Here is a 24,774-nt window from a genome sequence, read left to right on the forward strand (position 1 = left end):
ACGTCGATTCCGTTCCCAGTGACTACTCCGATGACCAGAGATCTCCGGTCACCGGGTGCACCGCCCCGTCGATGACGACGGACCACGGCTGATGGCCCGCCAGCCGCCGCGCAGTCACGCGGCTACCGGAGCGCTGCAGGGAGAACCGGGCCGATCCGACGACGGCCTCGGAGGCGAACCCGTCCGGCAACTCGAACAGGTGCAGGGAGACACCGTGGGCCGGGTCGTACTCCGTGGTATCGCTGCGCGACCCGATCGGTAGGACCGTGCCGGGCCGGACGAGCAGCGGAAGTGAATCAAGGGCGTGCCTCTCGCAGAGCCATCGACCGCCGACCACCTTCTCGCCGGTCAGCAGCCGCGTCCAGGTTCCCTCGGGCAGGTAGTACTCGACATCCCCGGCACCGGAGAACACCGGGGCGACCAGGAGCGAGTCGCCGAGCATGTACTGCGTGTCAAGGTGGGCCACCGCCCGGTCGTCCGGAAACTCCAGCAGCATCGGCCGCATCATCGGGTAGCCGTTCGCGGTCGTCTCACCCGCGACGCGGCTCAGGTACGGCAGCAATGAAAGCTTGAGCCGGGTGAACTTCCGGGCCACCTCGACCGCCTCGTCACCGAAGGCCCACGGCACCCGGACCGATCCGCTGCCGTGCAGCCGACTGTGGCTCGACAGCAGTCCGAAGGCCAGCCAGCGGGTGAAGACCGCCGGGTCCGGAGTGCCCTCGAAGCCGCCGATGTCGTGCGACCAGTAGCCGAACCCGCTGTAGGCCAGCGAGAGTCCACCGCGGAGGGTCTCGGCCATCGAGGCGTAGGTGGATTCGGAGTCGCCCCCCCAGTGCACCGGGAATTGCTGTCCGCCGACCGTGGCGGACCGCGCGAACACGACGGCCTCGCCCTCGCCGCGCCGCTCCCGCAGCAGGTCGAAGACGGCCCGGTTGTAGATTTGCGTGTAATAGTTGTGCATCCGCAACGGATCCGACCCGTCATACCAGACGACGTCCGTCGGGATCCGCTCGCCGAAGTCGGTCTTGAACGCGTCGACCCCCTGGTCGAGCAGGCGTCCGAGATGTCCGGTGTACCAGGCGGCCGCAGCCGGATTGGTGAAGTCCACCAGCGCCATGCCGGCCTGCCACATGTCCCACTGCCAGACGCTGCCGTCCGCCCGCTTCACCAGATAGCCGGCCTGCCGGCCCTCCTCGAACAGAGCCGACTGCTGCGCGATGTACGGGTTGATCCAGACGCAGATCCGCAGTCCCCGCGACTTGAGCCGCGCCAGCATCGCCTCCGGCTCGGGAAAGGTCTTCGGGTCCCATTCGAGATCGCAGAGCCGGAAACCCCGCATCCAGTAGCAGTCGAAATGGAAGACCGACAGGGGGATCTCGCGCTCCGCCATCTCGTCGATGAATCCGGTCACCGTCTGCTCGTCGTAGCTGGTGGTGAAGGAGGTGGACAGCCACAGCCCGAGCGACCACGTCGGTACCGCGGGTGGCCGGCCGGTCAGCGCCGTGTAGCGCGCAAGGATCTCCTTGGGGCTCGGCCCGAGGATGACGAAGTATTCGAGGCATTCACCCTTCACCGAGAACTGCGTCCTGGTCACGGCTTCCGAGCCGACCTCGAACGAGACCCGCTCCGGGTGGTTGACCAGCACACCGTATCCGGCGTTGGTCAGGAAGAAAGGAACATTCTTGTAGGCCTGCTGGCTCGCCGTCCCGCCGTCGTCGTTCCAGATGTCGACGCTCTGACCGTTCTTGACGACGGGGCCGAACCGTTCGCCGAGACCGTAGACCAGATCACCGACACCCAGCGAAAGTTGTTGGAAGACATGGGCAGCACCCTCGTCGTCGACGGCCAGCCCGATGCCGCGCGCCAGACTGCTGGTGAGTACCCGGTCCCCCGAGGCGAAGTCGATCTGCATGCCCGAGGTACGGGACACCGTGGCGGTCAGGTCGCCCGAGCGCAGACTGGCTGCGGTATCGGTGATCTCGATGATCGGCTGCGTCGGTGACGCACCGGGCAGGTCGAAATGCGGACCACGGTCGACCTGTCCACGATGGTGGTCGATGCGGACCCGGATGATGCTGTCCATCGGGCTGGACAGGGTCACGGTCGCGGTGGTCAGATTCAGATCCCACCCCCGCCCGGTCCTGGGCGTGGTGCCGGCCAGGACGGTGAGCGAGCCGCGATCGGCGTGGATCTCGGCGATGTCCACCGGCCGCCGGACGGTGAAACCCTGGCGAGTCAGCCAGTACCCGTCGCTGAACCTCATCGGACCGGGTACCCGCCGGCTGCCTGCCACGACTTGAGCACCATGGCGACCTCCTCGCTTTGCTCGCTGCGGACAGCCGCCTCCAGCGCTGCGTCCAGACTGTGCTCCAGCAGGACCCGCCGAGACGACTCGTGGGAATCGATCGCCGCCTCCACCATGGCCAGGCTCAGGACGTTGTCGTGAACTTCGCCCATCGGCGTCGCACCGGTACGCAGGCAGGAGACGAACTCCCGCAGCGAGCCGGCGATGCCATCGCCGAGAAGCTCGGTGGAAGTCTCGGTCTCGGGGTGCAGTGCCTCCCCCCCGGTGTTCTCGACCTCTGGTGCGTCGTCCCCGTTCCACCGGGCGCTGCCGTGCTCGGCGCTCGCCCGCCACGAACCGTTCCACGAGGTTTCCAGACCCGGGCTGCACCAGGTTCCGGTGAACACATACCTGGCCCCGGTGGACATCTGGAAGATCGCGGTGCAGCCGGCGTCACCCCGGTACCAGCTCCACGGCGGGTTGTACTCCTCGCAGTAGACCGACACCGGGTGTCCGTCCAGCAGGAAGCGCGCGGAATCCAGTTGGTGGACGGCCATGTCGAGCAGCAACGGGTGGTCCATCTCGTCCCGGAACCCGCCGAAGTGCGGGGCCTTGAAGAATTCGGTGGTCAGCACGCCGGCACCGCCGAGCGCATTGATCTGCTCCTTGAACGTCCAGAGCTGCTCGTTGTAACGCCGGGATTGGCTCACCATGAACAATTCTCCCGTCACCTCGGCCGCCGCTGCGAGCGACAGTCCCTGCGCCACCGTCGAAGCCACCGGCTTCTCGCCGAGCACGGGTAGCCCGGCGAAGAGCGCCGCGGTGGTGACGGGGTGGTGCGCTGCTGGCACCGTGACGTCGATGACGGCCTGCCCGCCGGTGCGCGCCGCCACCTCGAGGGCATCGCTGCCGACGGCGACCGGTGTGGACAGCCCGGTCGCGACGGCCGCCGCCGCGTCGGTGTTCAGGTCGACGAGACCCACCAGCTGCACCTCCGGGCAGTCGCCGATGGCCCGGAGCCAGGCCTGCCCCATGCCGCCGACGCCGACCAGCACCACCCGCAGCGGGTGGCCGTCATCGGGGATGGTCCGAAAGCTCATGGTGTCAGCATCTTTCTGGTGTCGGGATGGGTGTCTGCGGGGGGGTAGTTCCGCGTTGCGTCCTGCACAGTGCTCGCTATAGCGAGCACTGTGCAGGACGCAAGCCCTGGGCGGCAGCCCGCCGGAGGGGGGCGGGTCAGGCGTCGACCTGGATCGCGCCCCGGTAGTCGTGGCCGCTGTAGAAGTCGTTGATGTCGTAGCGCAGCAGCGTCGGGTCGGATCGTTCGGGCCGCACGGTGTGGGCCCACTGCACGCCGTTGCTGATCACCCGGCGGACATCCGGGTGGAAGTAGACCGGGAAGTCCTGGTCACCGGGCGAGAAGTAGAAGATCTTCCCGAAGCCGCGCTTCCACGTGCAGCCGCTGCGGAAGACCTCGCCGCCGGTGAAACCGCTGATGAATACGAGCTCGTCGGGTACGGGGATATCGAAGAACTCCCCGTACATCTCCTGCTCCTCGATGATGATCGGGTTCGGGACACCCTGCGCGATCGGGTGGGTCGGGTCGACGGTCCAGACGAGCTCGCGGTCGTGCTCACTGCGCCAGCGCAGCGTGCAACTGGTGCCCATCAGCCTGCCGAAGATCTTCGACCAGTGGCCGGAGTGCAGGACGACCAGACCCATGCCCGCCAACACATGTCGGTGCACCCGGTCCACCACCTCGTCGTCGACCTCGCTGTGCGCCGCGTGGCCCCACCAGGTCAGCACATCGGTGTCGGCCAGTACCTCCTCCGTCAGGCCGTGCTGCGGATCGTCGAAGACGGCCGTCCGGACCCGGGCCCCGTCGACGAGGTTCTCCCGGATCCCGTCGGCGATGGCGCCGTGCATGCCGGTCGGATAACGCTGGGCCACAGGGGGTTCGACCTGCTCGTGGCGGTTCTCTCCCCAGACGAGAACTCGAAGTGCTGACATGGTGATGATCTCCTTGGATGAAATCGATTGGACTGCAACTTATTTGACTGCGCCACCGGTCGCGCCGGCAGCGATGAACTTCTGGGCCAGCACCAGCAGGACGAGAGCGGGCAACGAGGCCAGCACTGCCGTGGCCATCACCGAACTCCAGTCCTGCACGTGCGCTCCGATGTACTGGAAGATGCCGAGCGTCACCGGCTGCACGTCGTTGCCGGTGGTCAGCGTCAGCGCGAAGAGGAAGTCGCTCCAGGTGAACAGGAAGGTGAACAGCGCCCCGGTGATCAATGCGTTCCGGCTGATCGGGATCACCACGTAGAAGAACGCCCGGAAGTGCCCGGCGCCGTCCACCCTGGCCGCCTCGATGATTGGTTTCGGGATGGTCGTCATGTAGGCGCGCATGATCAGGATCGCGAACGGGATGCCGGCGCTGGAGTCGGCCAGGATCAGGCCGCCGTAGGTGTTCAGAATGCCGAGGTCGTTGTAGGCGCTGTAGAGCGCGTTGGCGACCACGATGCCGGGGATCATCTGGCTGATCAGGATGCCGAACAGCACCAGGTTGGTGCCGCGGATCTTGAACTGCGCCAACGCATACGCTGCCGGAGTTGCGATGATCAGGGAGAAGATCACGCTGCCGACGGCGATGATCAGGCTGGTCAGCAGGTTGGTGCCCTGCTCCTCGATGGCGGTGCGGTAGCCGGAGAAGTCCGGGTGCGTCGGGAACCAGCTCGTCCCGAGCGCGCCACCGCCCGGCTGGAGCGAGGCGTTCACCATCCAGTAGACCGGAAACAGCATGATGGCCAGGAAGACGATGCCCAGCACGGTGTTGATCCAGGACCGGCGGGCCTTGGTGGAGTGCACGTGGGGGACCGAGGTCACCGGCGGGATCAGGGTTGTCGTCATGCGCAGGCCTCCTCCTACTCGTCCACCGCGCGCCGGGTGGCACGCAGGTACAGCACGGCGAACACCAGCGAGATGACGATCAGGATGTTGCCGAGCGCGGCGCCCTGGCCGAACTCGAACTGCCCGAACGACAACAGGTACGACTGCGTCGCGATCGTCTGGGTGGCGTTGGCCGGCCCGCCGTTGGTGAGACCGAGGATGATGTCGAGAACCTTGATGGTATAGACAACCCCGAGCACCAGCACCACGCTGACCACCGGCCGGAGCAGTGGCCAGGTGATGTTGCGGAACGCCTTCCAGCCGGTGGCCCCGTCCAGGGAGCCGGCCTCGTAGAGATCCTCCGGGATGTCCTGCAGACCGCCGTAGAGGATCGTCACGTTGAACGGAATCCCGATCCAGACGTTGACCACGATGACGGCGATCAACGCCACGGAGGTGCTCGTCAGCCACGGCACACCGGTGCTGATCAGGCCGACGCTCTTGAGGAACTGGTTCAGCGCACCGCTGTCGGTGTCCAGGATCCACTTCCAGATGGCGCTGGACACGATTAGCGGCAGCAGCCAAGGCAGCAGGAGCAACGACCGCAGGATGCCCGACAATCGGAACCTGTTGCGGAAGAACACTGCCAGCGCCAGTCCGATGACGAACTGGCCGACGATCGAGCCGATGGTGAACAGTGCGGTGTTCACCAGGGCCCTGGTGAAGATGGGCATGCCCACCACCGCCGAGTAGTTGCTGAAGCCGACCCACGGCGCGAGCCCGGAGAAGAACGTGCTCGACGTGTAGTTCTGGAAGCTCATCGTCACGTTCTTGACGACGGGGTATCCGAAGAACAACAACATGTAGAGCACGGCCGGAGCCAGGAAGAGCCACTGGAACAGTCGCTCCCGCCCATGACGGACCTTGCGCGACCCCTGCGGAGCCTCGGTCTGCGCGGTCATGGTTCTGCTCTTCTCATCCTTCTTCGGGTGCGTGTCACGGGACACCCCGGCGGTGGTGGACATCTGCGATCAGCCCAGCGTCGAGGAGGCCGACTTGAGCGCATCGGCCGGCGAGGCGCCACCGGTCAGCGCCGACTGCACGGCCGTGTAGATCGCGGTGGCGGTCTTCGGCCAGGCATCGCCGAGGATGGCGGTGCGGGCGCGGGCGGTGGCCACCGTCTTGGTGAACGCGGCCATCGCCGGTGCCTGCTTGAGGAACGTGTCGGCGAGCGTGGTCTTCGACGGGACGGTGCCGCGGGCGACGGCCATCGCGACCTGGTTCGCGTCGCTGTTCATGCAGGCGACGATCTTGGCGCCGTTCTTCTGGCCGTCGGCGTTGCCGGTGTTCGGCACGGTCCAGACCTCGCCACCCAACGGCGCCTGCGCGACCTGGCCGGCCTTGTTGACCGGGATCGGGACGACGCCGTAGTTCAGTCCCTTGACGGCGTTCAACGTCGGGAACTGCCACGGGCCGTTGACCATCATGGCCGCTTTGCCGACGGCGAACTGGTTCTCGGCATCGGCCTGGGTCCAGTTCAGCGCACCCTTGGACAGCGAGCCGTCCTTCATCAGGTCGACCCAGAACTGCAGGGCCGCGGCTACCTCAGGGGTATTGAGGTCCTTCTCCGAACCGCCGTTGGACCACATGAACGGCAGGAAGGTCCAGCTGCCCTCGTAGGTGGCATTGGCGTCGAGGGCGATGCCGTACTGGCTGCCGACGGTGAGCTTCTTCGCAGCGGCCTGCAGTTCGGCCCAGGTGGTCGGCGGCGTGACGCCGGCCTTGGACAGCACGTCCTTGTTGTAGAAGAGCGCGATCGAGTTGACCGTCGGTGCCAGTCCGTAGATCTTGCCGTTGTACGTGCCGGCCTGCAGGATGCCGGGCGCGTAGTCGGCGGTACTGATGCTGTAGTCCGAGAGCGGTGTCAGTGCACCGGACTTCGCGATCTGCTGCATGTCCGGATTGTCGAGCATCAGCACGTCCGGGAGCGTCTTGGAGGAGCTCTCCTGGAGGACCTTCTGGATCAGGCCGCTGCCGGGGATCGCGTCCCGCACCACGGTGAGGTTGTTGGCCTTGCCGCACGCGGTCAACGTGTCGCCGATGACCTTGTTGTCGTTGCCCTCGTTGTAGTAGTCCAACACGTGGACCGTGGCCGGCCCGGCCGCCGTGGCAGCCGTGCTGCTGCTGCCACAGGCAGCCAGCACCAGCGGGAGCGAGACGACCAGTGCGGCGCCCAGCGCCGACACCTTCCGGTTGCTTCTCTTGACGCCTGCGGCACTGGGGGGACGGAGTCTCTTCATCGAGGCGGATCCTTTTCTCTGGGCGGTGTCCGGGATGGATACCGTGACGGGAATGACGCTGGGCTACTGAGCTACTTTCGATGCGCATCGACAACGGACATCGACAACGTTTCTACGTTCGGTGCGGATGAATCGAGCAATTCCGGCGTTTCGAGTGAATTCCCAGGAGTGCAAGGCAGGGCAGACACGGAGAGCGGTTCAGCGGATAGCGCGGACCACCCCGGCGAGCGATGGTGGTGGATTCATGCTGGAACGGCGGGCCAGGCTGACTGGGACGAGATCCACCTCTCCGGTGGTGGTGACCGAATGGTCGAGCATGCGGAAGAGCGTGGCCATGGCCCGGCGGGAGACTTCCGACGCCTGCTGCTGGATGGTGGTCATCGGGACGCGCAGCCGCTCGGCCAGGGCATCGGGGCAGAGACCGATCACGGCGATGTCGGAGCCGGGCGTCAACCCGTGCTCGAGCAGTACCGCGGTCACTGGGTCGGGCGCGTCGGAGTGCTGCAGGATGACCCCGGTGACGGGCGGCTCCATCGACAGCATGCTGTCGACGGCCCGCGAGGCATCCGAGTGATTGGGTTCCATGGCGAGCGTGCGGATGTCGACCCCTCGGCGTTCCGCCGCCTGTGCCACCCCACGCCGGAATCGCACCGAGAAGTTGGCCTGGCCTTTCAGACTGTCGGGATCGATGGCCAGCAGCGCGATCTCACGGTGTCCGAGGTCAGCCATCTCATCCACGCAGGTCTGGCCGGCACCCTCGAAGTCGAAGTCGACGCAGTGCAGGTCGGCACTGTCCTCCGGCACACCGATCAGGACGACGGGCACTCCGAGTGACTTGGCGACCGGGATGCGGTCGTCGTGCGAGCCCACCTCCATCAGGATGAGGGCATCGCAGAGTGATCGACCGACGAGCCTTCGCAGACCGGCGGGACCCTCGTCCGCCGTCACCAGCAGGATGTCGTAGTCGTGGGCCCGGGCCAGGGTGGCGATCTCGGCCATGAACTCGGCAATGACGGTCATGTCGATGTTCGGCCGGAACGGGACGACGAGCCCGATGATGTTGGTGCGGCTCCCGGCCAGCGCCTGTGCCCCGGAATTCGGGTGGTAACCGAGGTCCTCGATGACCTGCTCGACGCGCTTGCGCGTGGCCGGGGAGATGGAGCGCTTCCCGCTCATCACGTAGGACACGGTGCTCTGCGAGACGCCGGCAGCACGTGCCACATCTTCACTGGTCGGCATTCCCGGTCACCTCCTCGTGTCCGTTGGTGGCTTGGCGCAGATCAACCACCATTGGTTATCGATGCGCTTCGACAAGTTTGAGTATTGAGTGAACTAAACCCATCCGTCAAGCCCTGCAGGTCACGAAAAGGTCACGATCTGCGACCGGGGTCACAGTCCGGCTCTCGGCAGGCATGTCCATCGGGTTGATGAGTCTCCCCAGAGGTCGACGGGCACGGCGTAGGCGGTGATTCGGCATTTGGCATGCTCCAGAGGTGAGACCGACACGCGGCGCACCCACCGCACTGCTGCTGACGGCCGTTCTGTTGTTGGCATTGAACCTCCGTCTCTCCGTCAATGCGCTGGGCACGGTTCTTCCGGAGATCCGCACGGATCTCGGGCTGGGGTCGGCCGGCGCAGGTCTGCTGCTGTCGTTCCCGCCGTTGGTCTTCGCCTTCGCCGGCATCCTGACACCGGCCGCCGCAGCCAGGATCGGCAATCATCGGCTCGTCGTCCTGGCGCTGGTGACAGCGACCGCCGGCCAGTTGATCAGGGCCTGGATCGGTGGCAGCGCGGCCCTGTTCGCCGGAACGCTGGTGTCGCTGGCCGGTCTGGCCATCGGCAACGTCCTGATGCCGGGACTCATCCGCCAGCACTTCGCGGCCCACATCACCACCGTCACCTCCGGTTACGTCACCATGCTGTCGCTCGGCGCCGCGGTGGCCTCCGGCCTGAGCATCCCGATCGAGAACGCCCTGGGCGGGTCCTGGCGGACGGTGTTCACCCTGTGGGCCGCAGTGAGCGTGATCGCACTGCTGCCATGGCTTGTCATCGCCGTCGGGTCCAGGGCGGAACCGTCGCGCGGGCGGCGATCTGCCGTTCCGCTCCGCGCTCTGACCCGCTCTCCGCTGGCCTGGGCGATGGTGGTGCTGTTCGGAGTGCAGTCCGGCCACGTGTACGTGGTCGTCGGCTGGTTCGGACAGGTACTGCTGGATGCGGGAATCAGCGAGGTCAAGATGGGAGCGCTGCTGTCGGTGGCACCGGCCATCGGCATCGGCCTGTCGTTGACCGTGCCGGTGCTGCTGCGACGGCAGCGGTGGGCGCTTCCGCTGATCCTGTTCTTCAGCGGTTGCTATCTCGCCGGATACCTCGGACTGGTGTTCAACCCGGTCGGCGGGTCGTGGGCCTGGCTGGTGCTGGTCGGTCTGGGCGGCGGCACCTTCCCGACCGCACTGACCCTGGTCGCGCTGCGCGCCCGCACCCCCGACGGGGTCATCGCGCTGTCGGCGTTCACGCAGTGCGTCGGATACCTGATGGGAGCGTTGGGACCCTTCGTATTCGGGCTGTTGCACCACCCCGGCGGGAGCTGGACCCCGTCGCTCGTCCTGATGATGGTGCTCCTGCTCCCGATGGCCGCCTCCGGATTCGCGGTCGCCCGGCCCCGGTTCCTGGAGAGCGAGATCCGGCTCCCTGGTTCAAGTCAGCCGGACGGGCCGGCGCGCGGTTGAGGTCAGCCGGACGGGGCCGGCGCGCGGTTGAGGTCAACTGGACGGGACCGGCGCGCGGTTGAGGTCAACTGGACGGGACCGGCGTGCGGTTGAGGCTCGCCGGACGGGCCTCCTGCGGCCCGTCCGGCGAACTGGCCGCGTCAGGTGGAGAGCGTCCGCAGCAGTTCGGCGGTCTCGACCCGGCCGAAGTGTTCGGCCCACCCGAGGGGGGTACCGCCGAACCGGCGGTCGGTGATCGTCGGATCCGCTCCGGCTTCCAGCAGCAACCGTGTCATCTCCAGTTCCCCCTGACCCGCGGCGAAATGCAGAGCGGTCTCCCACTCCTGCTCGACCGGGATGTCCTGACGACCGAGCGCGTTTACGTCGAAACCATTGGTCAGCAACAGTTCTACCCCGGACCGGGAGCCGGCGACCGCGGCCCGGAGCACGAGTGACGGATGGCGTCGGCGCACCCGGGCCAGCAACCTGGGCGATGTCAGCTCGGCAACCAGCGCGGCATCGCCGCTCAGCAGTGCGCCGACCATCCGCGTCTCCGGCTCGAGAACCTCCTCCGGCGCCCCGAGATCGACCAGCAGGCGGGCGATCTCGGGACGGCCCGACTGAAGAGCCAGTGCCATCGGTGACGTCGGGCGACGGGTGCTCCACTCTCGCAGCGGCGCAGCCAGATCCACCCCGTGCGAGGCGAGCAGGCGGACCCGGTCGGCCATCCCGTGGCTGACGGCCCACGACAGATCACCCCGGACCATCTCGGCGGGGGTGGCGTTGCGGTCGAGAAACCGCCGGCGCCACGGCCCACCGTCACCGGTCCCGAGACCGTACTCGAAAAGCATGACGAGGTGGCTGTTATCGCGTTCGAACATCCGGTTGTAGAGGGTCTGCCCGTCGTTCGGGTCGGCCCCGGCCTCCAACAGCAGCCGAGCAAGATCGAGAGCGTAGGGATGATGCGGTTGATTGGCCGAACCCCCCTCGCCCGACCCGAACACACCGGTCAGCGCGGTGAACGGGCAGGTCTCGCCGTGCCACAGGTAGCCGGCGTTCGGATCAGCCCCGGCCGCCAGCAGCAGTTGAGCCGTGGCCAGCACGTTCTCCCGCGGCGGCGGGGGGTCGAGCCGGGCATAGGTGACGTAGAGCAACGGTTCCCAGCGCAGGACGCCGCCGACCCTCCCGGCCGAGGACGGGTCGGCAGCCAGGAAAGCCCTGACGGCCACCGGATCGGCTGCGACGCAGGCGGTGTAGAGGTCGGCCCGGCCGATCGACGGGTCGGCGGCGAGCATCCGGCCGGCGAGCGCACGGCGCTCGGGACCGTCATCGACGCTGTACCGAAGGACCGCATGCAGCAGGAACCGGTCGATCGGATCGGGGTCCGGCGGATTCACATCCGGTGCACGGGAGAGCTTCTGCACCCACTGCAGGTGATCCGTCATCCGCGGCCAGCTGCGGAATCCGTAGCTGCGCGCCAAGATCAGCTGGGCCAGGTGCAGCGGATACCCGCTGGTGGTGCTCCCCTCTGAGATCTTGGCGTTCGCGGATTCGTTGCTGTCCAGGGATTCCGCGCCGTCTGCGGATTCTGCGCCCACCGCGGGTTTCACGCTGGGCGTTCTGTCAGGCGGAAGGTGCTCGGCGGCGAGGGCGAGCGCCTCCGGATCACCGGAACGCAAGTGGCCCTGTAGTTCTCGGGCCTGCTTGCGCAGCTGGACCAGGGATGGGTCGGGCGGGAGGGGACGGGTCGGCATGCCGACCTCCTTTCAGGGGCTCCCGGTGTCCGCATGCTCGGGGCGAAAGGAGGTGGCCGAAGTGCTGACCATCTACCGCTCAGGTGGACTCTGCCCTGCCCGCGGACCGGTGGCGCCCTGCTCGCCAGCCGCGACGATACTCCCGCTTGCGACCGACCGAAAGAGATCCACGCTATTCCTGCAGCAATCGCTCCGCGCGCTCGAGCCACAGGGCGGCCTGGTCGGGACGCCCGGCCTTGCGCAGCATGTCGGCTCCGCGGAGGACGACGTCCTCGTCGTACGGGTCCAGTTCGGCGATCCGCCCCAGCGCCCGGGCTGCGTCGTCATATCGCCCCGACCGCTCGGCCGCGGTGGCCACCACCTCCAACAATCCGATCGCGCGGTATTCGAGTTGGTCCTTGAGTCGCAGCACCCGCGGGGCATACGCCGCCTCGGGCAGCAGATCTTCCCGGTACAGGGCGGCGGCGGCCGCCGCCAGCGAAGCCTTCTCGCCCGGGCGCGCGCGGTCGGCACGATCGCAGGCCCGCTCGAATTCGGTGACGTCGACCTCGGTGCCGGGCGCCAGCAGGAGTGATTCGCCGTTGCGCGCCACCAGCTCTCCGCAGCTGGCGCGGATCCGCGTCAGGACGTTGCGCATACGCCGTCGCCCGACGTCACCCGTGACCTCGGGCCACAACTCGTCGATGGCGACGTCGATCGGGATCGACATCCGGGCGGTGGCCAGCAGGATCAGGAGCTGAGCCGGCCGACCCTGCGGCACCGCCACGGCAGTACCACCGACGCTCACGGCAAGTCCGCCGAACAACCGCACCCGGGGATTCGCCGGCTGCAGGGCAGCGGCCACCACCGACCCGGCAGCCGCGGCAATCGGGCCGAGTCGTCGTACCAGGTCGGCCTCCAACCGACTGAGCAACGCCGGGAGATCGGCGGCGGTCGGCGCCGCCCGCCCCGGTCCGACCAGGGCGGAGGCCGCCTCGAACCCTCGGGCCGCGTCCTGGCCGGCGCCCTGCTCGTCGTCGGACCGGAGCCGGGCCAGCGCCAGATGCAGCCAGACCAACCACAGGTCGCGTGGCGGGAACCACGGCTCGTCGAGCAGTCGCGTCAAGTCCGCGATGGCCCTGACCGGATCACCACGGCGGGCGTTGATCATGCCGCTGGCAAACCACGCCACTTCCGCGAAACCATCTGCGTCCGCTCGTTCGACGGCCCTGGCCAGATAGCGGTCGGCCACACCCGGCTCGCCGATGCGTTCGGCGCTCATCGCCGCCTCCGCCATGAACTCGCCGCCGGTGGAGTGCTCGAACCAGTCGCCGGGATGACGCTCGGCCTCGGCCAGCCACTCCAACGTCGCGGCGGCGTCACCGAGCTCGGCCGAGAGCAGCGCCATGATCCAGGCGGCGTACCCGAGTGAGCGCTGATCGCCGGTCTCGGCCGCTTCGAAGCGGATCTGCTCGAGCAGCGGCAGAGCACCGGTGCCGGTGTGGGACCGGACCAGCACCTCGGCCAGGAACGTCCCGATGCCGGCGCGACGAGGGTGCCCGACGGGCAGCAGATCCATGCCCTCCTGCAGCCTGGCAACGCCGCGGATCTCCTCGCCGCGCTCGAAGTAGACGCTGTACCCGAGTGTCAGCAGCGATTGGGCCCGCCACTCGCTACGGCCGAGCGCCCGGGCCGCGCCGGCCGCCACCTGCAGCGCGTCCTCGGCCCTGGTCAGCGAAAGCGGGTCGCCGCGCCAGCTCAGTACGCGGCCGAGAGCGTGGGAAGCACGAGATTTCGCCTCCGTCATCAGCGTGGTGGCGAAGGTGGGCCGGCTGTGTGCCCGCTCCGTCTCCAGCGTCCTGTCGAGCACGGCGAACCGGGCCTCCACCTGGTCAGCCAGGAAGTCCCGCGCGAGATCGGCGATGCGTTCGGCCTCCAGGGCCAGGGCGAAGGCCTCACCCTCGGGGCCAACGACGGCCAATGCCTCCGCGCGGTCGAGCAGCCGGTAGCGAAGCCGGACTCGAGCCTCGGCATCACAGGCCCTGGCCAGTTCCAGCAGTACCTTCGGGTAGGCGGCGAGCACCTCGTCGGACAGAGCCGAGATCAGGGCGGCGACCTCGGGTAGGTCGCCTGCGTCGGACCGTTCGGCGAACGCGACGGCAACCAGTTGGCACAACGCCCGGTCCTCGCCGGCCGCCAACAGCGCGTCCACCTGCGCTCCGAGCGCGATGGCCCGCTGGCCCGCCGTGATCCCCACATCGGGCGGCTGGCTCGGGCTGGCCGAATTGTCCGGGTCCACCGGAGCAGTGTACGAGCAGGGCAACCATGGGCGGCTGTTCGCTCGCTCGCCTGACCCACGTTTGCCTGCTCTGCGCGGATCAGCCACTTCGGCGTCGACCAACCGAGCTAGGTCTCGTGCAGATCCTGGGCGTCCGCGAAGTGAAAATTCGTCCGCGCTGATCAAGCCGGCCGGAGGCCTCGCGGTCATCAACTTCGCCCCTTGCCGCGTTCATCCACTTCGCCTGCGCTGATCAAGTTCGCCCGCCGCCGCGCTGATCAACTTCGACGAAATAGATGAACTCGTCGATTTTGGGAACGGTGGGACAGAAGTAGACGAGTTCATACGCGCCGTCGAAGTTGATAAGCGTAGCGAACCGCTATTTCAGCAGCCGGACACCTGCATCTGGCCTGCATGTGACAAACCACCCGGCTGGTGCGACTGCCACCACATTGATTGGTGGCACCGAGACGGCGGCAACCCAGCTACCAAGGCGGTGTGCTGTTCTGTCCGTGTCATCACACCGAAATTCACCAAGGTTGAATGGGTGGTGCAGATGGGCGAGGACGGAATACCGGAATTGATACCACCGAAATGGATCGACTCGGAGCAAAAACCCCTCCGCAACGACATGCACCGACCCATGGGGGCGTAGAACTACCGCTCGGAGCCGCCCCGTGGACCTATGCTGGACCAACGTCCCTCAGAAGCCGTGGACGACGCAGGATCAGGACCATCGATGACTGCTGCACATCAGACGTGCGAGCGAGTCAGACGTGCGGGCGAGTCAGAGGTGTCCGAGCCCAGGGGCCGGCGCGTTCGCGAGTACTTCCTCGTACCGCGCGTTGCGGATTCCGTTGACCAGCTCGTTGGCGTCCTCCTTGTCGCGCACCACCTTGGAGACGACGACCACAGCGAACATCGCGGAGACAAGGCCCATGCCGACGGTCCAGCGCTGTTGGACCGAGATGTCGAGCAACATCAGGTTTCCGACGTTCCAGGCGGCGGTGATGGCCAGGAAGACGACGGCTGAGCCGAAGAATGCGGAAGTGTTCTTGGGGACGATCTTGGGAGTGGACATGGGAAGTCGACCTTTCAGTTCAGTAGGCAGGAGGGGTTGGCAGATGACGATTGGCGAATGGGGTTGGCGAACCGGATTGATGAACGGGGTTGCAGAACCTGGCTCGCCGGCCGGCTGGCCCGCGAGAGCAGCTGAATCAGATATCAGGACCGTGACCCGAAAATACCTGCAGCACCGGGATTCTCTGCGGAGTTGCTCCGCCGGCCCAGTCCGGCGGATGACGCCTGCGCGTTACTCGGCCCGGCCGGCCCGGCGGGTGACGCGCGCGGGCTTGGCGGCCCGCCGGTGGCGAGGCGGAACGACTGCCTTGGACATCGAGTGACGTCGTCCGTCGAACTGGTGAACCTTCAGGACCTGCTCGAGTTTGGTGTGGCGGATGCGGCTGGCCTGCTTGCTGATTCCCTGCGCATCACCGATGTCGCCGTAGCTCGCCTGTGGAAGCGAGGTACGCAGGCTGTGCACGGCCTGCGCTTCGATGATGTCCAAAACCACTCTGGCCTGCGAGATCAGTGCGATCTCGGCAAGCTCTTCGCCGATCGGATCGTCGTCGGGAGCGGTTTGGGTGGCCGCCCTGGCCAGGAGAGTAGCGATGTAGTCGTACATCTCCGGGAGATCCATGGGACAGAGCATGCAACACGACAACACAGATTGTCAACGACAATCCAGATTGTCGTCAGAGATCCGGCCGGACGGCGGACTCGTCAGTTCAGAGCGCGGTCGTCGACTCCGCCGTGCCGGCCACCCCCACATCTCCGACGACCAGGAGGTGACCGGAAAGCGGCGCAGCGGCGAGTTGCTCGGCGGAAAGCCCGGTGCGCGCAGACGTGACGAACAACGTGCGCAGGTCGGGTCCGCCAAAGGCGACGCTGGTCGGCCGGGGCACCGGCATCGGCAGCACCCGGTCGATCGAACCGTCGGGCGCGTGGCGCACGACGCGGGCGCCGTCCCACTTGGCGCTCCAGACGAATCCCTCGGTGTCGACAGTCAGCCCGTCGGGATTGCAGTCGTCTTCGACGGCGAAGTCGCGCGGGTTGGACAGATCACCAGAGGTGATGTCGAAGTCGAAGGCGGTGATCGTCCTCGTGTCGGAGTCGGTGTGGTACATGGTCTTTCCGTCAGGTGCATACCCGGCGCCGTTGGCGCAGCCCAACCCGGTGAGCACGGTGGTGACAGTGGGCAGCGTGGTGGAGTTTGCGTCTGCCTCGATCCGGTACAGACCGGCGGAGCGTGGGACGCCCTCCATCACCATGCCGCCGATCCAGAACCGTCCGGCTGCATCGACAGTGCCGTCGTTGTAACGGGTCCCGGCGTTGTGGCCTTCCGGATCGACCAGGAACTCCAGTGCTCCGGTGGCCGGGTCGAACGTGTGGATGCCGGACCGCAGCGCGACGATCAGACCGCCCCGTTCGCGGATCGCCAGCGCGCCGATCAGCGAAGGGACGGGCCAACTCTCGACAACCTCGGTGCCCCAGGCCCAGCGGTGGACGAGCAGACCCTCGATGTCCACCCAGTACAGCGACTGGTCCCGGACAGACCAGACCGGCCCCTCACCGAGAACGGAGGGGCCGGGCCCTGCGGCCCACGAGTCACCGAGGGGCCGCACCGCTGTCACGCTGCGTGTCACGCTTTTTCCATCGAACGAAGACGCCATGCCGATGACGCTAGGCCATGACGCAGAAGCCGTGCTCGGCGTGGAGCCTGCTGGCTCAGCGCGCGCCGAGGACGTGCTCGACAGCCAGCTGGTTCAGGTGCACGAATGCGTAGGAACGCTCGCCGACCTTGTCGGCGTCGAACGCCTCGAAGGCCGAGGGGTCGCCGAGCAGATCCTTGATGCTCTCGCCGGCGGCGAGGGTGGACTCGGCCAGCTCGTTGATGCCGGACGCGGCGAGCGCCTCCTGGACCTCGGGGTCGGCACGGAACGCCAGGGCGCGCTCTTTCAGCAGCAGGTACATCCGCATGTTCGCCGCGGCCGAGGCCCAGACACCGTCGTAGCCTTCGGTTCGGGACGGCTTGTAGTCGAAGTGGCGCGGGCCGCTGTACTTGGGACCGCCCCCGGGGAAGCCGTTCTCGACCAGATCGACGGTGAAGAATGCGGACAGCAGCTCGCCGTGTCCGAACACCAGATCCTGGTCGAACTTGATCGACTTCTGGCCGTTGAGGTCGATGTGGAAGAGCTTGTCGGCCCAGAGCGCCTGCGCGATGCCGTGGGTGTAGTTGAGGCCGGCCATCTGCTCGTGACCGGTCTCCGGGTTCACGCCGACGATGTCGCCGTGCTCGAGCGAGTTGATGAAGGCCAGCGCATGCCCGACGGTCGGCAGCAGGATGTCGCCACGAGGCTCGTTCGGCTTGGGCTCCAACGCAATTCGGATTCCGTAGCCCGATTCCTTGATGTAGGCGGCAACGGTGTCGACGCCCTCGCGGTAGCGATCGAAGACGGCGTGCAGGTCCTTGGACCCGTCGTACTCGCTCCCTTCGCGGCCACCCCACATGACGAACGTCTCCGCGCCGAGCTCGGCGGCAAGATCGACGTTGCGCAGCACCTTCCGGAGCGAGAAGCGGCGCACGGAACGGTCATTGGAGGTCAGCCCGCCATCTTTGAAGACGGGATGGGAGAACAGGTTCGTGGTGATCATCGGGACGACCATCCCGGTGCGCGCCAGCGCGGCCTTGAAATCCGTGAGGATCTTGTCGCGGGTGGGGACGTCCGAACCGAACGGGATCAGGTCGTCATCGTGGAAGGTGATGCCCCAGGCGCCGAGCTCGCTGAGCTTCTCCACCGCCTCGATAGGATCCAAGGGGGCGCGGGTTGCATCGCCGAACTGATCCTTGCCCTGCCAGGCCACCGTCCAGAGGCCGAAGGAGAAATGATCGTCCACGGTGGGGACGGCGGTGGTGTTGACGGGCATGACGCGACTCCCTTGTCGATGAGACACTCTGATTTGTTGGTTCAATGAACTTATCGCTGGAAACGAGGGAGGTCAAGCCTATGACGGAACATCCATCGGCCCCTGCCGGACGGTCGCCGATCACCCCTGCGCGGCAGGCCAGCCTGCGGGAACACAACCTGGGCATGGTGCTGGACCAGATCGTCAACGTCGTCAATCCGCCGTCGCGGGCCGATATCGCGGCGTCCACCGGGCTGACCAGGGCAACGGTGTCCGCCCTCGCCGATCGACTCATCGCCGGCGGGCTGATCACCGAGCTCGCACCCGTTTCGTCCCAGCGCGCCGGTCGCCCCGCGGTGCCGCTGGTACCGGCGCCGCGCAGCCTGATGGCGATCGGCCTCGAGGTCAACGTCGACTACCTCGGGGTCCGGATCATCGACCTCACCGGAGCGGTATTGGCCGAGCAGGTCGTCACGGGCAACTTCCGAGCCACCCGTCCCGAACCCGTGATGGCCACCCTGGCCGCGGTGTTCGCCGACACGGTCGCGCCGTTGACGGCCGAAGGCATCCCCCTCGCCGGTTGCTACCTGGCGCTACCCGGTCTGGTCGACCGCAAGACCGGCCCGCTGAGACTGGCACCCAACCTCGGATGGGGACCGGTCGACGTGGTCGCCCTGCTGACCGAGGCCACCGGCCTGACGGACACGCCGGTCTGGATGGCGAACGAAGCCACGCTGGCCGCGCGGGCCGAAGCCGAGATGCTGCGGCCCCTCGGAGTGCACTCGTTCTTCTACGTCTCCGGCGAGATCGGGATCGGCGGGGCGATCGTCAACGACGGTGCGGTGATGCCCGGGCGTCACGGCTGGAGCGGGGAGATCGGCCACACGCTGATCGATCCGCTCGGCCCGCTGTGCGGCTGCGGGGCGCTCGGCTGCCTCGAGCAGTACGCGGGCAAGGACGCCTTGATGCGCGCCGCCGGACTCGATCTGGCGCTACCGGTCGATGCCCTGCTCACCACGTCGGACCGCGGTCGTACCGTGCTGGCCCTCGCTGCCGGCGGCCGAGCCCTCGGCACCGCCCTGTCCAACACGATCAATCTGATCGACGTGGATACGGTCGTGCTCGGCGGCATCTACGCCCCGCTGGCGCCGTATCTGCTGCCCGAGATCCAGCAGGAGATCAGCGCCAGGGTGCTGTTCCACCCGTGGTCACCGGTCACCGTCCAGGCCGCGCAAGCCACCGACTACGCGGCCCTGACCGGCGGCGCGATGACCGTGCTCGGCGAGATCGTGCGCGACCCGAGCAGCTGGACGCAGCGCATCCTCGGTTGATCCTGCGCGCCGCGCGACCTCCGTACGGCGGGTCCAGCTCAGGCGAAACCCAGGATTACCCAAAGGATCGACGAGAAGGGCAGGTGAGTCAGGCGAGAATTGCACAACGGTTGAGCACAGGACGGCTCAAACCGACCCGTCATTGAGTACGTTCCGCAGGTGTCCTCAGAATTCCCGCCCGTTGCGACCCTGGTCGTCCCGACTCCGCCCACAGCGACTCCGCCCACAGCAGCCCCGGTTGCCAGGCCCCGCAGCCGTCGTGCCCGTGGTGCCTCCGCCCACCCGTTTCCGACCGCGAAGCCCGGCCAGGAGCGTCTCGCCCGCTGGACGATTCTGGCCTTCTCCATCGTCTCGATCATTTCCCTTGCCTCCTGGCCGGTCCGGCGGATCGCCGTGGAACGCGGATGGATCGACGTCGCCGCCGACGTGCTCAACCTCCCGCTCTCGCACAGCTTCTTCGGAGCGGTCCTGCTCTTCCTGCTGACCGGAGCCCTGGTCAGGCGCAAGCGATTCGCCGTCTGGATCGTCATCGGCTACCAGTCGCTGGGGATCATCGCTGCGGCCGCCCTGGTCGTCCGCGAGTTCACCGGACGACAGCCGATCTCCGTGCGCGTCCTACCCGAGGATCCGGCCGGCAAGGTGTCGGTCTACCTGGCGGCCGCCTTCGGCGTCCTGGCCATCGTCGGACTGTTCTGGGCCAGGCCGGCCTTTCCCGCCCGCCGATCACCGGGCTCGCGATGGGCGACACTCCTGACCCTGCTGATCGGCATGGGTGCCTCGATCACCCTCGCGATCGTCCTGACCGAGGTGTTCAACGGCTCGCTGCGCCATCCCTGGATGACCGTCGCCCAGGGAGTGCGAGCCGCTCTGGGACTCGATACCGGCGTCTCCCAGATCGCCGGCATGCGCCATCTCCCCGGGTGGATCTTCTCGCTGACCAGCACCGTCTCCGCGCTGGTGCTGCTGGTGGCCATTGCAGTCTTCCTGCGCTCGAGCGCGGCCGGTCGCACCATCGACGGGAACACCGAACTCGCGATCCGGACGCTGCTGCTCTCCGGCGGTCACGACGATTCGCTCGGCTACTTCGCAACGCGTCGTGACAAGACGGTGATGATGAGCCCGGACGGACGGGCAGCGATCAGTTACCGGGTGATCGCCTCGGTGGCGCTGGCCTCCGCGGATCCGCTCGGACCGCAGGACGCATGGCCGGGGGCCATCGACGCCTGGCTGCACGAAGCCCGGACCTACGGCTGGGTCCCCGCGGCCCTCTCCCCCGGCCGGGAGGCCGCCCAGGCCTACGTGGATGCGGGTCTGCGGGCCATTCCGCTCGGCGACGAGGCGATCATCGATGCGTCCACCTTCACCCTGGCCGGCCCGGCGATGAAGGCTGTCCGTCAGGCCGTGGTCCGGGTGGAGCGGGCGGGCTACACCGTCTCGATCCGCAGGCACCGCGACATCGACCCGTCGGAGATGGCCGAACTCGCAGACTGCGCGGAGGCGTGGCGCGGCGATGCGCCCGAACGTGGCTTCTCGATGGCACTCTCACGTCTGGGCGACCCGGCCGACGGTGCCTGCCTGATGGTCATCGCACACCGTCCTGACGGCAAACCGGCCGGTATGCTGTCCCTGGTGCCGTGGGGCCGGCGGGGAGCGTCGCTCGACCTGATGCGCCGAGATCGTGAGTCCATCAACGGTCTCGTCGAGATGATGGTGACGACGCTGATCGAACGGAAGTCGGACTTCGGACTTCGACGGATCTCGCTGAACTTCGCCATGTTCCGGGCGGTGTTCGCCGAGGCCGAGGAATTCGGTGCCGGCCCGGTGACCAAGCTGAACAACGCTGTCCTGGGGGTCTTCTCGCGGTTCTTCCAGCTGGAGAGTCTGTACCGGTCGAACGCGAAATACCGTCCGGCCTGGGTGCCCCGGTACCTCTGCATCGACTCGCCGCTCTCCCTCGTCCGGGTGTCCATCGCGGCCGGTATCGCCGAAGGTTTCCTGCCGCAGTTCCGTCGGCGCGAACGGCTCACCGCACCGCCGGCCGAGCCGTGGCTCGTGGCCGCGATCGCCGAAGCGGAGGAACAGGCCACGAATCGCCGGCCGACGCCGTTGCGGCGCCCCCGCGAGCAGGAACGTATTCGCCGCAACAGGTTGGCCGTCCTGGAGGCCGCCGGCATGGAGGCCTATCCGGTCGAGGTCCCGCGCACCGGCACGCTACCGGAGGTGCTCGCCCATCCCGACGGCGACGTGGTCAGCGCGACCGGGCGGGTGCAGTCGATGCGTGACTTCGGGAGTGTGTGCTTCGCGACCATCTCCGGGGAATCGACTGCGCTGCAGCTGGTCCTGGATCTCGCCGAGCTGGGGCCGACCGCTCTGGGACTTTGGCGTTCGGCCGTTGATCGTGGCGACATCATCAGCGCCACCGGGCATCTGGGCCACAGTCGCTCCGGGGAACGCTCGCTGATCGTGACCGGCTGGCAGATGGCCTCCAAGTCACTACGTCCTCTGCCTGGTCGGGCCGGCCTCACCGACCCCGAGGCCCGGGTACGCAACCGCTCCGTCGACCTGATCGTCAACCCGGAGACCGCAGCGATCCTGGCCGAACGCAGCGTGGCGGTGGCTGCCCTCCGGAAAGCCTTCTGGACAGGAGGTTTCACCGAGGTGGAGACGCCGATCCTGCAGAACGTGCACGGTGGAGCGACGGCGCGGCCGTTCACCACCTACATCAACGCCTACGACCGGAACCTGTCGCTGCGCATCGCCCCCGAGTTGTTCCTCAAGCGACTGATCGTCGGCGGGACCGGCCCGATCTTCGAACTGGGCCGGAATTTCCGCAACGAAGGGGCCGACGCCACCCACAATCCCGAGTTCACCTCGCTGGAGGCCTACCTGCCGTTCGCCGACTACCACCGGATGCGCGAGATCACCGCCGACGTCATCCGTCAGGTCGCGGTGGCCGTGCACGGATCACCCGTCGCCATGCGTCCCGATGCGGCCGGAGTCCTGCAGGCGGTTGACCTCTCGGCGCCGTGGAAGGTGATGACGGTGCACGACGCGGTCAGTCAGGCGTGCGGACAGCAGATCGATCCCGGCACACGCGCAGAAGTGTTGCAGAGAATCGCCACCGGCCACCAGCTGCAGGCCAACGACGGCATGACCGCCGGCGAGTTGGTGATGGACCTCTACGACCATCTCGTCGAACCGAACACGTTCGAGCCCACCTTCTACATGGATTTCCCGGTGGAGACCTCGCCGCTGACCAGGACCCATCGCGTCGATCCGCGCCTGTCCGAACGGTGGGATCTGGTTGCATTCGGGATGGAGATCGGCACCGCCTACTCCGAACTCGTCGATCCCGTCGACCAGCGGGCCCGGCTCACCGAGCAGTCGCTGCGCGCTGCTGCCGGTGATGAGGAGGCGATGGAGATCGACGAGGACTTCCTCGGCGCGATGGAACTGGGCATGCCGCCGACCGGTGGGCTCGGGCTCGGCGTCGACCGGGTCGTCATGATGCTCACCGGCACGTCGATCCGCTCGGTGCTGACCTTCCCCTTCGTCCGGCCGCTGGCCTGAACCCGCAACGTCCTGCACAGCGCTCGCTATAGCGAGCGCTGTGCAGGACGTTGCGGCGTTTGCTGAGCTTCAGTCGGAGGCGGCCGTCAGGGTGGCGAGCTGGGCGTTGGTCAGCACCAGGTGCGCTGCGGCCAGCAGGCCCTCGACCTGGGAAACCTTGCTGGCACTGGCGATCGGCGCGATGACGGTGGGCTGCGCCGCCAGCCAGGCGAGGGCGACCGTGCCGACACTGGTCGAGTGCTCGGCCGCCACCTGGTCGAGGGCGGCCAGCACCCGCAGCCCGGACTCGTTCAGGTATCGGGACGCGCCCTCGGCCCGCGGCGACTGCCCGTCGGCCGCGCTGGTGCGGTACTTGCCGGTCAGAAAGCCGCTCGCCAGCGACGAGTACGGAGCCGTCACCAGGCCCTCGCGTGACACGAGATCCTGGACGTCGCCCTCGAATTCGTGACGGTGCACCAGGTTGTAGTGCGGCTGCAGCGCGACGAAACGCGGCGCGGCCATGTCGTCGGCGATCTTCAGTGCCTCGGCGAGTCGGGCCGCCGAGTAGTTCGACGCGGCGACCGCCCGCACCTTGCCCTGCGACACCGCTTCCGCGAAGGCCGCCACGGTCTCGTCGAGCGGGTTCTTCAAATCGTCCCGGTGGGCGTAGTACAGATCGATGTGGTCGGTGCCCAGCCGGCGGAGGGAGGCCTCGACACCGCTGCGGATGCTGGCTCCTTGCAGATCGGTGAGCGCACCGACCTTGGTGGCGATGACCATCTGGTCGCGGTTGCCGCGGGCAGCCATCCACTTGCCGATGACGACCTCGGACTCGCCGCCGGTGTGTCCGGGCACCCAGGCGGAGTAGGCATCCGCGGTGTCGATGAAGTTGCCGCCGCCGGCCGCGTAGGCGTCCAGGATGTCGAACGATGTCGCCTCGTCTGCGGTCCAGTCGAAGACGTTGCCGCCGAGCGACAGCGGGAACACCTCGAGGTCGGTACCGGGGATCGTGCGATTGATCGTGCCCTTGGTCTGCGTCATCAGATGCTCCTTCGATGCTGTTCGGGGTCTTCCCCTCCCTTCAACCGTCACCCCCGGAGGGCAATACCTCAAGGCCGGGGTGGTGCCGGTCACAGCCGACATGCGCTCTCTACAGTGGACGGCATGGACGTTCTCACCGCGCATCGCTCCGGGCTCCGTCAGTTCGACAACCGGGTGCAGGTCATCCGGGAAGATCAGTGGCACAACCCGACACCCGACGCCGACTGGGACGTGACCGATCTGGTGCAACACCTTGTCTACGAGCAGCTCTGGGTGCCGAGACTGTTCCAGGGCGAGACCATCGAGCAGATCGGCGACGCCTTCGAGGGCGACGTGCTGGGCAGCGACCCGAAGGCCGCCTGGGCCACGGCCTCCGCGGCCGCCCGCGCAGCCCTCGAAGAGCCAGGCGCGATGGACCGAACCGTCCACCTCTCGTTCGGCGACGTCCCTGCACCGGTCTACGTCTGGCAGATGACGGTTGATCTGGTCGTCCACGCGTGGGATCTCGCCAAAGGCATCAGGGCCGGCGAGGAGATGCCGAACGACATCGTGCTCGCCGTCCTGGACGAGACGAAGAAGACGGTGGACGCCTTCGCCGGCTCCGGTCTGTTCGCGCCCCCGATCGCCGTACCCGGCTGCACCGACGACCTCACCGAGCTGCTCGCCTTGACCGGCCGCGCGCGATGACCGGCCGGCCG

The 24,774-nt window shown here is 67.4% G+C and carries 18 protein-coding genes; 4 read left to right on the forward strand and 14 right to left on the reverse strand.

What is annotated here, in order from left to right; genetic code table 11:
- Positions 1-22: 22 nt before the first annotated feature.
- The 7 genes from yicI to ABIB25_RS24895 form a co-directional block, all read right to left on the reverse strand.
- Positions 23-2,263, reverse strand: a complete 2,241-nt coding sequence (gene yicI, locus ABIB25_RS24865) for an alpha-xylosidase (protein WP_354531219.1) — start codon at positions 2,261-2,263, stop codon at positions 23-25.
- Positions 2,260-3,384, reverse strand: coding sequence for a Gfo/Idh/MocA family protein (locus tag ABIB25_RS24870; RefSeq protein ID WP_354531220.1), 1,125 nt, complete (start codon positions 3,382-3,384; stop codon positions 2,260-2,262). The genes yicI and ABIB25_RS24870 overlap by 4 nt, the downstream gene beginning before the upstream one ends.
- Before the next feature lie 136 nt (positions 3,385-3,520).
- Positions 3,521-4,294: a ThuA domain-containing protein gene (locus ABIB25_RS24875; protein WP_354531221.1), complete on the reverse strand. Its 774-nt coding sequence runs from the start codon at positions 4,292-4,294 to the stop codon at positions 3,521-3,523.
- 39 nt (positions 4,295-4,333) lie between these two features.
- Positions 4,334-5,194 (reverse strand): carbohydrate ABC transporter permease, encoded by an 861-nt coding sequence (locus ABIB25_RS24880; RefSeq protein ID WP_502919899.1) that lies wholly within the window; start codon positions 5,192-5,194, stop codon positions 4,334-4,336.
- Between the two features lie 14 nt (positions 5,195-5,208).
- Complete coding sequence (locus ABIB25_RS24885; protein WP_502919900.1) at positions 5,209-6,135, reverse strand: carbohydrate ABC transporter permease; 927 nt, start codon at positions 6,133-6,135, stop codon at positions 5,209-5,211.
- Positions 6,136-6,204: 69 nt separating this feature from the next.
- Positions 6,205-7,473, reverse strand: coding sequence for a sugar ABC transporter substrate-binding protein (locus ABIB25_RS24890; protein ID WP_354531223.1), 1,269 nt, complete (start codon positions 7,471-7,473; stop codon positions 6,205-6,207).
- Positions 7,474-7,671: 198 nt separating this feature from the next.
- Positions 7,672-8,712 carry a LacI family DNA-binding transcriptional regulator gene (locus tag ABIB25_RS24895; RefSeq protein WP_354531224.1) on the reverse strand — a complete coding sequence of 347 codons (1,041 nt, stop codon included), beginning with the start codon at positions 8,710-8,712 and terminating at the stop codon, positions 7,672-7,674.
- A gap of 254 nt (positions 8,713-8,966) precedes the next feature.
- Between ABIB25_RS24895 and ABIB25_RS24900 the strand changes: the two genes are divergently transcribed.
- Positions 8,967-10,199, forward strand: coding sequence for an MFS transporter (locus tag ABIB25_RS24900; RefSeq protein WP_354531225.1), 1,233 nt, complete (start codon positions 8,967-8,969; stop codon positions 10,197-10,199).
- Positions 10,200-10,339: 140 nt separating this feature from the next.
- On the opposite strand, the gene ABIB25_RS24905 is transcribed toward ABIB25_RS24900, so the two are convergent.
- From ABIB25_RS24905 to xylA, 6 genes are all read right to left on the reverse strand, one after another.
- Complete coding sequence (locus ABIB25_RS24905; RefSeq protein WP_354531226.1) at positions 10,340-11,932, reverse strand: ankyrin repeat domain-containing protein; 1,593 nt, start codon at positions 11,930-11,932, stop codon at positions 10,340-10,342.
- Between the two features lie 172 nt (positions 11,933-12,104).
- The gene (locus ABIB25_RS24910; protein WP_354531227.1) at positions 12,105-14,210 is read right to left on the reverse strand and encodes an AfsR/SARP family transcriptional regulator; all 2,106 of its coding nucleotides are present in this window, start codon (positions 14,208-14,210) and stop codon (positions 12,105-12,107) included.
- Between the two features lie 766 nt (positions 14,211-14,976).
- Positions 14,977-15,270 carry a hypothetical protein gene (locus ABIB25_RS24915; protein ID WP_354531228.1) on the reverse strand — a complete coding sequence of 98 codons (294 nt, stop codon included), beginning with the start codon at positions 15,268-15,270 and terminating at the stop codon, positions 14,977-14,979.
- Between the two features lie 231 nt (positions 15,271-15,501).
- The gene (locus ABIB25_RS24920) at positions 15,502-15,888 is read right to left on the reverse strand and encodes a hypothetical protein (RefSeq protein ID WP_354531229.1); all 387 of its coding nucleotides are present in this window, start codon (positions 15,886-15,888) and stop codon (positions 15,502-15,504) included.
- Positions 15,889-15,976: 88 nt separating this feature from the next.
- Positions 15,977-16,894 (reverse strand): SMP-30/gluconolactonase/LRE family protein, encoded by a 918-nt coding sequence (locus ABIB25_RS24925; protein WP_354531230.1) that lies wholly within the window; start codon positions 16,892-16,894, stop codon positions 15,977-15,979.
- A gap of 82 nt (positions 16,895-16,976) precedes the next feature.
- The gene (xylA, locus tag ABIB25_RS24930; protein ID WP_354531231.1) at positions 16,977-18,176 is read right to left on the reverse strand and encodes a xylose isomerase; all 1,200 of its coding nucleotides are present in this window, start codon (positions 18,174-18,176) and stop codon (positions 16,977-16,979) included.
- An 80-nt stretch (positions 18,177-18,256) separates the two neighbouring features.
- On the opposite strand from xylA, the gene ABIB25_RS24935 reads away from it, so the two are divergent.
- The gene (locus ABIB25_RS24935; RefSeq protein ID WP_354531232.1) at positions 18,257-19,486 is read left to right on the forward strand and encodes an ROK family transcriptional regulator; all 1,230 of its coding nucleotides are present in this window, start codon (positions 18,257-18,259) and stop codon (positions 19,484-19,486) included.
- A gap of 159 nt (positions 19,487-19,645) precedes the next feature.
- Complete coding sequence (lysX, locus tag ABIB25_RS24940; RefSeq protein WP_354531233.1) at positions 19,646-23,056, forward strand: bifunctional lysylphosphatidylglycerol synthetase/lysine--tRNA ligase LysX; 3,411 nt, start codon at positions 19,646-19,648, stop codon at positions 23,054-23,056.
- A 69-nt stretch (positions 23,057-23,125) separates the two neighbouring features.
- Here lysX and ABIB25_RS24945 read toward each other — a convergent pair whose 3' ends face one another.
- A complete protein-coding gene (locus tag ABIB25_RS24945; protein WP_354531234.1) occupies positions 23,126-24,076 on the reverse strand; it encodes an aldo/keto reductase in 951 nt (316 codons plus the stop codon).
- Between the two features lie 123 nt (positions 24,077-24,199).
- On the opposite strand from ABIB25_RS24945, the gene ABIB25_RS24950 reads away from it, so the two are divergent.
- The gene (locus ABIB25_RS24950; protein WP_354531235.1) at positions 24,200-24,763 is read left to right on the forward strand and encodes a TIGR03086 family metal-binding protein; all 564 of its coding nucleotides are present in this window, start codon (positions 24,200-24,202) and stop codon (positions 24,761-24,763) included.
- The last annotated feature ends 11 nt before the right edge of the window (positions 24,764-24,774 follow it).

The sequence above is a fragment of the Nakamurella sp. UYEF19 genome (genome assembly GCF_040546275.1).
Taxonomy (GTDB): Bacteria; Actinomycetota; Actinomycetes; order Mycobacteriales; family Nakamurellaceae; genus Nakamurella.